We start from the raw sequence: 12590 nt of genomic DNA, 5'->3' as shown, positions 1-12590 counted from the left end.
GCGGCGCACGCCCCGTAAACCGTGATCGTGTACCGCCGGTGCCCCGTACGCCTCCGCGCCTGCGACGATGACCCCATGGGAGACACGGGCAGTGGGCGCGAGCACGGGGACCGGGAGCGCCAGGGCCATGAGCCTCAGGGCCACGAGCGCCAGGGCCACGAGCACCTGGACCTGGTCGACGACGAGGCCGTCGTGCTCTGGGGCCGGATGCTGCGCGTCACGAACCTCATCCGCGGCAAGGTCCGCGCCGACCTCGACGAGGCCGCGGGTCTGCCCGGCGAGCACTTCGAGGTCCTGCTGCGGCTCGCGCGGCACCCCGGGTCGTCGGCGCGGATGACGGTGCTCGCGGACGAGATGTCGTTCAGCTCGGGCGGCTTCACCCGCCTCGTCGACCGGATGGAGAACGACGGCCTGGTCGCCCGCGCCCCCGATCCCGCCGACCGGCGCGCGGTCCGTACGACGATGACGGCCAAGGGCGCCGACCTGCTCGACCGCGCCCTCGCGGTCCACGCCCCGCGCCTCAACGCGTACTACCTGGACCCGCTCACGGCACCGGAGCGCAAGGCCCTCGCGAAGATCCTCGCGCGCCTGGACACCCTGCACTCACCCTGAGGCGTCCCTTCCCCGGCCTCCGCGCGGCCTTCCTCCCGCTCTCCTCTCCCTCTATATTTATCTGCTGAGGAAGATATTGCCTACGCAGCTAACGGTGACCCATGACGAGCACCCCACCCATCACCGCGCCACCCGGGACCGCCCCCGCCCCCGCTTCCGCGCCCCCGTCCCGCCGGCTGCGGCTGATCCTGATCCTCGGCGGCCTCTCGGCCTTCGGGCCGCTCTCGCTCGACATGTACCTGCCGGCGCTGCCCGAACTCGCCGGCGAGTTCCACGTCCCGGACGCCACCGTCCAGCTCACCCTCACCGCGTGCCTCGTCGGCCTCGCCGCCGGCCAGCTGATCGCGGGCCCGCTCAGTGATACGTACGGCCGCAAGAAGCCGCTGCTCATCGGGCTCGCGGGCTACGCGCTCGCCTCCGTCCTGTGCGCCTTCGCCCCCAGCGCCGAGGCGCTCACCGCCCTGCGGCTGGTCCAGGGTCTGGCGGGCGCGGCGGGCCTGGTGGTGGCCCGCGCGATGGTCGGCGACCTCCACACGGGCAAGGCGGCGGCCCGCTTCTTCGCGCTCCTCATGCTGGTGAACGGACTCGCCCCGATCCTCGCGCCGCTGATCGGCGGCCGGCTCCTGGCCGTCACCGACTGGCGGGGCATCTTCGTCGTCCTCGCGGTGATCGGCGCGGGCCTGCTCGCGGCGGCCGTCCGCGGTCTCCCGGAGACCCTGCCGCCCGAACGCCGCAGCTCGGGCGGGGTCGGCCGCACGCTCCGTGTGACCCGACGGCTGCTCGGCAGCGGCGAGTTCATGACGTACGCCCTCGGCGGCGGCTTCGCGATGGCCGCGCTCTTCGCGTACATATCGGGCTCGACCTTCGTGCTCCAGAACGCGTACGGCATGAGCCCGCAGTCCTTCAGCCTGGCCTTCGCCGCGAACGCGGTCGCCCTGGTCGCCGTCGCCCAGCTCGGCGCCCGCCTCCTGAACCGCCACACCCCGGCCACCCTGATGCGCGCGGGCTTCCTCCTCCAACTCCTCGGCGCGGCCCTGCTCCTGGCCTCGGTCGCCACGGGCCTGGGCCTGCCCGGCGTCCTCCCCTCGCTCCTCCTGGTGGTCGCGAGCATCGGCCTGACCTCCCCGAACGCCACGGCCCTCGCCATGTCCACCCACCCGGAGGCGGGCGGCACGGCCTCGGCGGTGCTCGGCCTTCTGCAGTACGGGATGGGCGGAGTGGCGGCACCGCTGGCAGGACTGGGCGGAACGGGGTCGGCGTGGCCGATGGCTGCGACGATCGGGGGGTTCGCGGTGCTGGCGGCGGTGGTGGGTGCGCGGGGGACTCGTACCCCTTGACGCGACGAGGCTAACGGCGTTAGCTTACGTCCATCGCCGCGGACGCCATGAGCCGTAGCCGCCCGAATCCTCTGCGAGGGACCCCATGACCGGAACTCCGGAACCGACGCCGTCCGGTACCGCCTCCGCCTCCGCCGCGACCCAGTTCCTGGACGTGGCGGACGGCGGCCGGATCGCCTACGACGTACAGGGCGAGGGCCCGCTGGTCGTCATGGCACCGGGCATGGGCGACGTCCGCACCGTCTACCGCCACCTCGTCCCGAAGCTCGTCGCCGCCGGCTACCGCGTCGCCACGATGGACCTGCGCGGCCACGGCGAGAGCAGCACGGACTGGTCCTCGTACACCACGTCCGCCGTGGGCTCCGACTACGTGGCCCTGATCCGCCACCTCGGCGGCGGCCCGGCCACGGTCATCGGCCAGTCCTTCTCCCCGGACGCGGCGGTCACCGCGGCGGCCGAACTCCCCACCGGGATCACCGGAATCGTGGCGATGGCCCCATGGGCCACCGAGCCGAAGCCGAACGCGTTCATGGCCTGGCTGACGGGCCGCGTCCTGCGCTCCCCGTCCCTGTGGGGCCTCTTCTACGCCTCACTCCACAAGGCCGGAAAGCCCGCGGACTTCAAGACCCACGTGACAACCATGAAGTCCCGCCTGCGCGAACCGGGCCGCACGGAGGCTTTCATCGCGGTCAACGCCCCGGGCGCCAAGAACTCCACCCCCGACCGCCCCCGCACCCACCAGCCCACCCTGATCCTGATGGGCACGAAGGACCCCGACTTCAAGAGCCCGCGCACAGAGGCGGAAACCTTCGCGTCAACCCTCACCGGCCCGACGGAAATCCACATGCTCGACGGCGTCGGCCACTATCCCCAGTCGGAGTGCCCGGAGGAGACGGCGGGTGCGGTGGTGGGGTTCTTGGAGAAGACGGCGCGGGGGTGAGCGGACGGCGGGACGCGCTCCCTCCGCCGCGCGTCTACGTGGGTCTGTCCGGGGGCCGATGGCCGGGGAGCGTCCGCAACTCGTCGGTCAGCTCCGGAGCGGAGATGACATGGCCCCGGGTGAAACTCTTGAACATCGCCGTTCCGGTGCGCCGGTCGATCGAGGAGGCGTAGCAGATCTCCATCTGCTTGCACTGATCGCAGAGAAGGCTGGCCACGAGGGGCCCGAGCGGGAGCGGACCCTCTGGACAGAGCACGTAGAACGTGTCGTTGGCGACCGGTTCGTTCCAGGTGAAGGACTGACTCTCGAAGTCGGGGTGATCGCCCGTCACGCGTCGCATGACGACGTCGAAGGTCTGCGGCCTCGGCCGGTAATCGCAGGAGACGGTGAGAAACCACCGGGCACCGCAGAGGAAATCGGCCTTCCTCAACGCCCTTTCGAGCAGTGGCCGGAACTCTGCCGTGCGCACCGCGGATTCCTGCGGGCTCCGTGGCTTGTCGCCGTGCGAGGTCCGGTTGCGTTCGTTCTGCAGGGCTCGGAGATCCGTGAGAATCCCCGGGACTTCGCCTGCGTCCCGGACCGCACTTCGCAGGCCACGGATGAGGTCGGGCTGGGTGTCGGCGATCGGCCCGAGGTGCTGGTCGAGCCAGTTCGTCCAGGTCCCGAAAGTGGCGGACTTCGGAAAACCGTTGCGCAGCGCGGTCAGCGCCTGCCGTGCCCGATCGCGCTGTTCATCGCTGCCGGCGACCCGGCCGTCGATCTGCCCGCGCAGCACGGCGGCCCCGGTGACCGTCAGCGTGATGGCGAGAATCTCGGCAGCCTCAAGCATCGCCTCGTATCGATCCTTCGGGGTGTGCGCCTGCTGCAGCGCCCGTACGGCACGGGCGAGGGGATGAGGCAGGGATTCCCAGGACAGGGAGGCGAGTTCGGAAGCGGTGGGTGGCGCAGCGATGTCCGATGGCGGGGACGGGTACCGGGAGGGCGGCTCCGGCGCACGGGATGGCGGCGGTTGCGCGAACGGCGCCGACTCGGGGGCGGCCTGGGCCGGTACGCGTTGTCCTTGACGCATCGCGTCGGCCGGCCCGTTCTGACGCTTCTCATGCCAGCGACGGAAGACGAGACGTAACCAGGTGGGAAACAAGCCGAACAGTGCGATGAACACGATGGTGGCGAGCAGCGTGTCGAGCCATCTCGGCAGCGCGCTCGGTTCGTTGCTCGTCGAAATCGAGGCGGCTGCGATCAGCCCCCAGCCGGCCGTCATCCAGAACGCCCAGTCCCGGTACACGGGTTCATCGAACAGCCCGAGCGTCGCGTTGCGCCGCTTCGGACGGGCCGAAGACGAAGGAGACGAGGGAATCCTGGCACCACTGTTCATAGAGCTATGGTGCCTCCGCGGGACGTCCGAAAACCGCGTCGATCGTCGGCCGGGGAAGATCAGGAACGTCAACTTGTCGGCCATTCGCCGGAGGCCCTCCCGGGAGTCCCTGACAGCTCCCGGGAGGGGTTTTGGCGGACCTTTCCAGAGGTGCCCTTGGTCGGACTTCCGGGGAGGTCAGTTCCAGAAGCCGGTGTGGATCTCGCGGGCCTCGGGAAGGTCGACCGGGCCGACGACCGGGAGGTTGCGCTGACCGGCCTTGAAGACCTCGCGGCAGGGGAGGGACATGGTGGGGTTCTCGTCGTTGGCGCCGGTCATGGCGAGGAGTTCGTCCTCGCCGAGGGCGTAGACGACGCGGCCGATGTTGCCCCAGTAGATGGCGCCGGAGCACATCGCGCACGGCTCGGTGCTGGTGTAGAGGGTGCAGGTGCGCAGGAAGTCGGCGTCGTACTTCTCGGTGGAGAGGCGGACGAGGTTGGTCTCGGCGTGGCCGGTGGCGTTGCGTTCCGTGGTGACGGTGTTCTCGGCCTCCAGCAGGATCTCGCCGTCGGGGCCGGTCAGGACGGCACCGAAGGGGTGGTTGCCGGCGGCACGGGAGCGGCGGGCGACGTCCACGGCGGCGGCGAGGCGGGCGAGGTCGGTGTCGGTCGCGGTCGTCGTGGCGGGGGCGGCGGTCATGCGGGGATCTCCTTGGAGGTCTCGGTGTCGGTATGGGTGGAGCGGGTCGCGGCTCGGGTCCGGGAGTTCCGGGTGAGCGCGTAGTGGATGAGCCCGGCCGTCAGGAAGGCGACGGCCGCGGCGCAGGCGCCGAGTGCCGGGTGGCTCTCGGCGATCGGGCCCACGAAGACGCCGGGCTGGCTCATGAAGGGGACCGCTGAGAGCAGTCCGAGCAGCCAGGAGATGAGTCCGGGCCCGAAGTTCCGGGGTGCCTCGTCGCCGGAAGAGGGGACGAGGAAGCGCTGGACGAGCATCACGGCGAGCCAGGGGGCGATCCAGTTGCCGAGAATGATCAGGAAGTTCTCGAAGGACTTCCAGTAGTCGCCCTGACCGGCGAACCAGCCGATCGCGCTGCCGAGTCCGCCGACCACGAGGACCGCCTGCCAACGAGCCATCCGCACGCCGGCGATCAGCCAGGCCAGGGCTCCGGAGTAGCAGTCGAGGCAACTGGAGGTGATCGTGGAGACGCCGAGGGCGAGCATGGTGACGGTGGCGAGCACACCGGGCAGGACTTGGCCGACGAGGTCGGTGGGGGTGCCGATGAAGGCGATCGTGCCGATGGCCGCGCCGAGGCCCGCGATCCACACGGAGCCGAGCCAGGTGCCCGTGAAGGCGTACAGGAACAGCTTGCGGGGCGGGGTGTCGACGGGCATGTAGCGGGTGTAGTCGGCGGCGTACGAGGAGAAGCTCAGCGCCCGCGCCGCTTGGATGGCCACCACCAGCGCGAACGCGCCGACGAACCCGAGCGGACCCGCCTTGGCCGCGTCGAAGCCGGAGCCGAGGTCGCTCTCGGAGAACCCGTACACGGAGACGCCGATGAACAGCAGGGGCAGGACGATCGCCATCGTCTTCTGCACCAGGTGGATGAAGCCGTAGCCGACGAGCGCGATGGCCACCTGGGCGACGGTGACGAGGGCGAAGGCAGGGCCGAAGCCGGTGCCGATCAGGGTCTGGACGGCGAAGGCGCCAAGGATCGAGTTGACCGCGAACCACGCGCACGCCTTGAAGAAGACCAGCAAGGCCGGGATTGCCGCACCCCGCCGCCCCAGCGGCAGCCGGGACTGCACGAGCAGTCCGACGCCGCTGGGCGGTCCGAAGGTCGAGGTGATCCCGATGGCCGCCGCACCCACGGCGCTGCCGAGCACGATCGCGAGCAGGGCCTGCGCCCAGCCGAGCCCGAAGGCGGCAGTGGCAAGCATGCCGCTGGTGAGGCTGGAGAACTGAACGTTGGAGCTGAACCAGAGCGTGAACGACGAACCCGGTCCGCCTTTGCGGTCTTCGGCGGATATCGGTTCGACGCCGGAGGTCTCCACCGTGGTGGCGGAGCGCACTGCGGCGGAGAGCCGCTGTGTGAGAGGGCCTGGTGAGGTCATGTCGTGCCCCCTTCCATCAATCGTAGGAAGTCAGGGATGCCGGTGTGCTGCAGCAACGTCAGTACACATGCGTCAACCAGGCCATTGGCAGTGTCCATCGCTGCGAACCGGTGGCGAAAATCCACTCCGGTTTCCTATGATCGTCGGAATCGAGAACTGAGAGCCGAGAACCGAGAACCGAGAGGCAGAGTGCTGTGCACGTACGAGACCTGCTCGGGGAACCGGGGCTGCGACTGGAGCTGCTGACTCCGGGCGTACGGCTCGACCGCGAGTTGCGCTGGGTCTACACCACCGACCTGCTGGAGCCGGCCGCCTTCCTCGGCGGCGGCGAGCTCGTCCTCACCAGCGAGGGCTGGTACCGCACGCCCGTCGACTGCGAGACGTTCGCGGCCTCCCTCGACGAGGGCGGGGCCGCCGCCCTCGTGGCCGGCGACCTCCTTCTCGGTGAGGTGCCGCCTCTTCTGGTCGAGGCGTGCGAGCGCCGCGGCATTCCCGTTCTGGCCGCCCCGTCCGAGATCTCATACGGGGCTCTCTCGCGCACCGTCATCGAGCGGATCAACCGCGAGCGCGGCCGGGAACTCGCAGACGTGCTCGGCCGTCACCGCCGACTCGTCGCCGCCCTCGTCGAAGGCGCCGACCTCGGCGGTCTCGTCGCGATGCTCGCCACTGAACTCGACACCGACTGCTGGGCGCTCTCCGTCGCCGGGCGCCTCCTCGCGGGCCCCGACAACGCCCTGCCCCCAACGCTCCGCACACGACTGGCAGTCCAGGCACTGCGGGCGCAGAAGCCGCCTGCCTCCACCGACGGGTACACCCTGCTGCCGATAGGGCGGCACGGCGCAAGCGGCGGCCACCTCGTCATCCGCGGCGTACCGGACGGCCTCGGCGCGGACGGCCTCGGCATCGCCGAACAGACAGCCGAGCTCCTCGCCCTCGGCGGCGCCCGGCGGGACGAGCGCCGCCGCACCGAACAGCGCTTCCACGCCGACCTGATCGCACTCATCGACAGCGGCGCTCCCTCAGGCACCGTCCACGCGCGCCTGCTCACCGCCGGTATCTCCCCCGACCGCCCGCTGCTGGCGCTCACCGCCCTCACCCGTGGCGCCCTGCGCCCCTGGGACCTCGCCGCTGATCTGGCGGAGAGCGTGATCGACGAGAACGCCGGCGCCAAGGCGGTCGTCGCCGGCGGCGAACACGGACTCACCCTCCTCGTCTCGCTCGACCGTGAAGACGATGGCGAACGCCTGGCGGAACTGCTGAGCGCCCGCCTCACCACCTTCGAACCCGCCGCCGACGGCGGCCGGATCGCCTTCGGTCTCAGCGCCACCGCCCCGGACGCGTCCGGCCTGGACCGCGCCCTGGAAGAGTCTCGCCACGCAGCCCGCCTTGCCGCCCTGCGCCCCCAGCGTCTCGCCCTCGTCACCGCAGCCGAACTCGACTCCCACCTCCTGCTCCTCGCCGGCGTCCCGGCCGAGATCCGCGCCTCCTACCGGCATCGATTGCTCGGCCCCCTGGAGGCGTACGACTCCGAGCACAACGCCGACCTCGTGCGGACCCTGACGGCGTTCCTGAGCGAGAACGGCGCCTGGCGGACCACGGCGGCCGCGCTCCACATCCACGTGAGCACACTGCACTACCGCATCGGCCGCATCGAGCAACTCACCGGCCGCGACCTGTCCACCGCCCGCGACCGCGTTGACCTGTACCTCGCCTGCGCCATCGACTGAGACCTCACTGAATGTCCGGGGAGGCGTCGACAACGGAGGCTGGGACAACGGAGGCTGAGACAACGACGAAGGCCCCGGCCGGTTTCCCGGTCGGGGCCTTCGTTCTGGCTGGTAAGCCAGCTGCGGAGGATACGAGATTCGAACTCGTGAGGGGTTGCCCCCAACACGCTTTCCAAGCGTGCGCCCTAGGCCACTAGGCGAATCCTCCGCGGCAAACAATACAAGACGTTGAGGAGTGCTCGCGAACCCGTTCCCCGTGGTCCGAGTGCGACCGGGAGGGTGATCGGGGCGGGCTCGTTCGCACGGCTCCGGATCGGGTACCCTTGGCGCAGCCCCTCACGTGGCGCTATCTGACTGAACTCCCCCAGGGCCGGAAGGCAGCAAGGGTAGGTCGGCTCTGGCGGGTGCGTGGGGGGCGCTTGCGTTTCCGGGAGGCCGTGGGTGCGGGGGTCAGGTCCGTACGCGGGACCGGCTGTCAGTGCGGGCCGATAACCTCGTATGCGTGTCGTCCCTTGCGCTGTACCGCCGTTATCGCCCGGAGTCGTTCGCCGAGGTCATCGGGCAGGAGCATGTGACCGACCCGCTGCAGCAGGCGCTGCGGAACAACCGGGTCAATCATGCGTACCTGTTCAGTGGCCCGCGCGGCTGCGGCAAGACGACGAGCGCGCGCATCCTCGCCCGCTGTCTCAACTGTGAGCAAGGTCCCACTCCCACCCCGTGCGGTGAGTGCCAGAGCTGTCGGGATCTGGCGAGGAACGGGCCCGGGTCGATCGACGTCATCGAGATCGACGCCGCCTCGCATGGCGGTGTGGACGATGCGCGTGATCTGAGGGAGAAGGCGTTCTTCGGGCCGGCCTCCAGCCGGTACAAGATCTACATCATCGACGAGGCCCACATGGTCACGTCGGCGGGCTTCAATGCGCTGCTCAAGGTCGTCGAAGAGCCGCCGGAGCATCTCAAGTTCATCTTCGCGACCACCGAGCCCGAGAAGGTCATCGGCACGATCCGGTCGCGTACGCACCACTATCCGTTCCGGCTCGTGCCGCCCGGGACCCTGCGCGAGTACCTGGGCGAGGTCTGCGGCAAGGAGGCGATCCCCGTCGAGGACGGGGTGCTGCCGCTGGTCGTGCGCGCGGGCGCCGGCTCCGTGCGTGACTCGATGTCGGTGATGGATCAGCTGCTCGCCGGCGCCGCGGCGGACGGTGTGACGTATGCCATGGCGACCGCCCTGCTCGGTTATACGGACGGCTCGCTGCTCGACTCCGTCGTCGAGGCCTTCGCGGGCGGGGACGGGGCGGCCGCTTTCGAGGTCGTGGACCGTGTCATCGAGGGCGGCAACGATCCGCGCCGTTTCGTGGCCGATCTGCTGGAGCGGCTGCGCGATCTGGTGATCCTCGCGGCCGTCCCGGACGCCGCGGAGAAGGGCCTGATCGACGCCCCCGCCGATGTCATCGAGCGGATGCTCGCCCAGGCCCGTGGCTTCGGCGCCGCGGAGTTGAGCCGCGCCGCCGACCTTGTCAACGAGGGGCTGACCGAGATGCGCGGCGCCACCTCGCCGCGCCTCCAGCTCGAATTGATCTGCGCTCGCGTGCTGCTGCCCGCCGCGTATGACGATCAGCGCTCCATGCTGGCGAGGATCGACCGGCTGGAGCGGAGCGGTCCGCCGGCGTCGGCGGCGGCCGGGGGCGTGCAGATGCCCGCCGCCGCGCCGTCGTCCGCCGCGCCCTCCATGGCGTACGTGCCAGGGCCCGAGGCCCACGCGCCCGTCGAGCCCGGTCCCGCGGTGCCGCCCGGCGGCGGTCCGGCCGCGGCGCGTGCGGCGGTACGAGGAGCGGGGGCAGGCGGCGGTACGGGTGCCGGTTCCGGTCCCGCGCAGTCCGGGCCCGCCCCGGCGGCCCCTCCGGCCGCGGCAGCACCCGCACCAGCACCCGCAGCCGCACAACCGCCGGCTCCACAGCCGCCGGCTCCCCAGCCGCAGGCCCCCGCCGAGCCCGCACACACCCCGCCCGCCGACACCCCCGCCCAGCGCCCCGGCGCCTGGCCGGGCGCCTCGGCACCGGGGTCCGGCGCACCCGGGTCCGGCGGCCCGGCGGCGGACACGCGCCGCCCCGGCGGCTGGCCCACCGCCGCCTCGGCCGGCGGCGGCGCACCGGCCGCCCCCGCACCCGGCGCCCCGCAGCCCGCACCCGCCGCCCCCCGCCCCGCGGCGGCGACCGGTGGCGGCCCGGCCCTGGGCGCACCGCCCCCGGGCAGCCCGGATGTGCGCGCGCTCTGGCCGAACATCCTGGAGGCGGTCAAGAACCGCCGCCGCTTCACCTGGATCCTGCTCAGCCAGAACGCGCAGGTCGCCGGCTTCGACGGGCAGACCCTCCAGCTCGGCTTCCTCAACGCGGGAGCCCGCGACAACTTCACGAGCAGCGGCAGCGAGGACGTCCTCAAGCAGGCCCTCGCCGAGCAGTTCAACGCGCACTGGAAGGTCGAGGCGATCATCGACCCCTCGGGCGGCGCGTCCCCGCCCCCGGCGGCGACCGGTTTCGGCGGCTCCGGGGGTACGTACGGGGGCGGCGGAGGCCAGAGCGGTTCCTACGGAGGCGGCGGTCAGTCCGGTTCCTACGGAGGCGGCGCACCCGCACCGCAGCAGCGCCCGGCCGCCCCGGCCCCGGGCCCCGCCCCGCAGCAGTCCGCACCGCCCGCCGCCGCGCCCTCCTCGGCTCCTGCCGCACCACAGGGGCCGGCAGCGCAGGCGTCCGCGGCGCCCTCCTCCTCGTACCAGCAGAGCTCGTCGTACCAGCAGAGCCAGGAGGCCCCGCCGGTCTCCCCGGAGGACGACATTCCGGAGGAGGACGACCCGGACCTCGACGACAGCGCCCTGAGCGGCCACGACCTGATCGTCCGCGAGCTGGGCGCCACGGTCATCGAGGAGATCGCCAACGAGTAACGGGCAGGGGGCGGACCGCTGGCGGGAGACGCGGCCCGCCGACCGAGGGCGCGCCTCACGGCGGGGCGGCAGGGTTTCGGACCTTCCCACAACCCCCTCACCGCCCCTACCCGTACGAACGCACCGGATCCCACCGGCTAGGCTTCCCACCGTGAAGGTCCTCGTCATCGGCAGCGGTGCCCGCGAACACGCCCTGTGCCGCTCCTTGTCCCTCGACCCCGACGTCACCGGGCTGCACTGCGCCCCGGGGAACGCGGGGATCGCCGATGTCGCCGAGCTGCACCCGGTCGACGCCCTCGACGGCGGCGCCGTGGCCGCGCTCGCGCAGCGGCTCGGCGCCGAGCTCGTCGTCGTCGGTCCGGAGGCGCCGCTCGTGGCGGGCGTCGCCGACGCCGTGCGCGCCGCGGGCATCCCCTGCTTCGGCCCGTCCGGTGAGGCGGCGCAGCTGGAGGGCTCCAAGGCCTTCGCCAAGGATGTGATGGCCGCCGCCGGTGTGCCCACCGCGCGCAGCTACGTGTGCACCACCGACGAGGAGATCGACGAGGCGCTCGACGCCTTCGGCGCCCCGTACGTGGTGAAGGACGACGGGCTCGCCGCCGGCAAGGGCGTCGTCGTGACCGAGGACGTCGAGGCGGCCCGCGCGCACGCCCGCGCCTGCGACCGAGTGGTGATCGAGGAGTTCCTCGACGGTCCCGAGGTCTCGCTCTTCGCGATCACCGACGGCATCACCGTGCTGCCGCTCACCCCCGCCCAGGACTTCAAGCGGGCGCTCGACAACGACGAGGGCCCCAACACCGGCGGCATGGGTGCCTACTCGCCGCTGCCGTGGGCCGACCCGAAGCTTGTCGACGAGGTCATGGCGAGCGTCCTGCAGCCGACGGTCGACGAGCTGCGCCGCCGCGGTACACCGTTCTCCGGACTGCTGTACGCGGGTCTTGCGATCACCAGCAGGGGCGTACGGGTCATCGAGTTCAACGCGCGCTTCGGCGACCCCGAGACCCAGGTGGTCCTGGCCCGCCTCAGGACGCCGCTCGCGGGCGTCCTGCTGAACTCGGCGAACGGCACGCTCGACGAGCAGGCCCCCCTGCGCTGGAGCGAGGACGCGGCCGTCACCGTCGTCGTCGCCTCGCACAACTACCCGGACACCCCGCGGACCGGCGATGTGATCGAGGGCCTCGACGAGGTCGGCGCACAGGATGCCCCGGATGCGTACGTCCTGCATGCCGGGACGAAGTTCGACGGTGACGCGGTGGTCAGCGCGGGCGGCCGGGTGCTCTCCGTGACCGCGACCGGCGCGGACCTCGTGCAGGCCCGTGAGCGCGCCTACCGCGCGGTCGCGCGGATCCGGCTCGACGGTTCGCAGCACCGTACGGACATCGCCGCCAAGGCCGCCGGGGTCTGACCTCGGCAGCGCCCCGGCGCTCCCCGAGTACGCCGGGCGCACGCCCGTGGAGCACCTTTCGCAGGGCCGGATCCAGCAATGGATCCGGCCCTGTGTCGTCAGCCAGCTTTACCCAAAGCCATTCCATCGAGTGAGCGATCCCCCATCCGGCTGACGTGCCTCGAGGCCC

General features: G+C 71.6%; 9 protein-coding genes, 1 tRNA gene and 1 other RNA gene. 7 read left to right on the top strand and 4 right to left on the bottom strand.

Features of this window, described 5'->3' with window-relative positions:
- Window positions 1-75: 75 nt before the first annotated feature.
- The 3 genes from ACIBI4_RS31820 to ACIBI4_RS31810 all read left to right on the top strand — a co-directional run bounded on the left by ACIBI4_RS31820 (window position 76) and on the right by ACIBI4_RS31810 (window position 2889).
- On the top strand, window positions 76-612 hold the full coding sequence (locus ACIBI4_RS31820; protein ID WP_399207649.1) for a MarR family winged helix-turn-helix transcriptional regulator: 537 nt from the start codon (window positions 76-78) through the stop codon (window positions 610-612).
- 101 nt (window positions 613-713) lie between these two features.
- The gene (locus ACIBI4_RS31815; RefSeq protein ID WP_399207648.1) at window positions 714-1949 is read left to right on the top strand and encodes a multidrug effflux MFS transporter; all 1236 of its coding nucleotides are present in this window, start codon (window positions 714-716) and stop codon (window positions 1947-1949) included.
- Between the two features lie 85 nt (window positions 1950-2034).
- Window positions 2035-2889, top strand: coding sequence for an alpha/beta fold hydrolase (locus ACIBI4_RS31810; protein ID WP_399207647.1), 855 nt, complete (start codon window positions 2035-2037; stop codon window positions 2887-2889).
- Between the two features lie 34 nt (window positions 2890-2923).
- Here ACIBI4_RS31810 and ACIBI4_RS31805 read toward each other — a convergent pair whose 3' ends face one another.
- From ACIBI4_RS31805 to ACIBI4_RS31795, 3 genes are all read right to left on the bottom strand, one after another.
- Window positions 2924-4264, bottom strand: a complete 1341-nt coding sequence (locus ACIBI4_RS31805; RefSeq protein ID WP_399207646.1) for a hypothetical protein — start codon at window positions 4262-4264, stop codon at window positions 2924-2926.
- A 177-nt stretch (window positions 4265-4441) separates the two neighbouring features.
- The gene (locus ACIBI4_RS31800) at window positions 4442-4942 is read right to left on the bottom strand and encodes a nucleoside deaminase (protein ID WP_399207645.1); all 501 of its coding nucleotides are present in this window, start codon (window positions 4940-4942) and stop codon (window positions 4442-4444) included.
- The gene (locus tag ACIBI4_RS31795) at window positions 4939-6354 is read right to left on the bottom strand and encodes a purine-cytosine permease family protein (RefSeq protein WP_399207644.1); all 1416 of its coding nucleotides are present in this window, start codon (window positions 6352-6354) and stop codon (window positions 4939-4941) included. The genes ACIBI4_RS31800 and ACIBI4_RS31795 overlap by 4 nt, the downstream gene beginning before the upstream one ends.
- Window positions 6355-6548: 194 nt before the next feature.
- Between ACIBI4_RS31795 and ACIBI4_RS31790 the strand changes: the two genes are divergently transcribed.
- On the top strand, window positions 6549-8081 hold the full coding sequence (locus tag ACIBI4_RS31790; RefSeq protein WP_399207643.1) for a PucR family transcriptional regulator: 1533 nt from the start codon (window positions 6549-6551) through the stop codon (window positions 8079-8081).
- Between the two features lie 123 nt (window positions 8082-8204).
- Here the strand turns inward: ACIBI4_RS31790 and ACIBI4_RS31785 are convergent.
- Window positions 8205-8289 (bottom strand) — tRNA-Ser (locus tag ACIBI4_RS31785).
- Between the two features lie 119 nt (window positions 8290-8408).
- Between ACIBI4_RS31785 and ffs the strand changes: the two genes are divergently transcribed.
- The 3 genes from ffs (at window position 8409) to purD (ending at window position 12421) form a co-directional block, all read left to right on the top strand.
- An RNA gene (ffs, locus tag ACIBI4_RS31780) (signal recognition particle sRNA small type) lies at window positions 8409-8507 on the top strand.
- Between the two features lie 76 nt (window positions 8508-8583).
- Window positions 8584-11019, top strand: coding sequence for a DNA polymerase III subunit gamma and tau (locus ACIBI4_RS31775; RefSeq protein WP_399207642.1), 2436 nt, complete (start codon window positions 8584-8586; stop codon window positions 11017-11019).
- A gap of 151 nt (window positions 11020-11170) precedes the next feature.
- The gene (gene purD, locus ACIBI4_RS31770) at window positions 11171-12421 is read left to right on the top strand and encodes a phosphoribosylamine--glycine ligase (RefSeq protein ID WP_399207641.1); all 1251 of its coding nucleotides are present in this window, start codon (window positions 11171-11173) and stop codon (window positions 12419-12421) included.
- Window positions 12422-12590: the final 169 nt, after the last annotated feature.

It is taken from the genome of Streptomyces sp. NPDC050418 (genome assembly GCF_044458745.1).
In the GTDB taxonomy this organism is placed as follows: Bacteria; Actinomycetota; Actinomycetes; order Streptomycetales; family Streptomycetaceae; genus Streptomyces.
The sequence above is the reverse complement of the archived record's forward strand: the minus strand, read 5'-3'. Positions and strand labels throughout refer to the sequence as shown.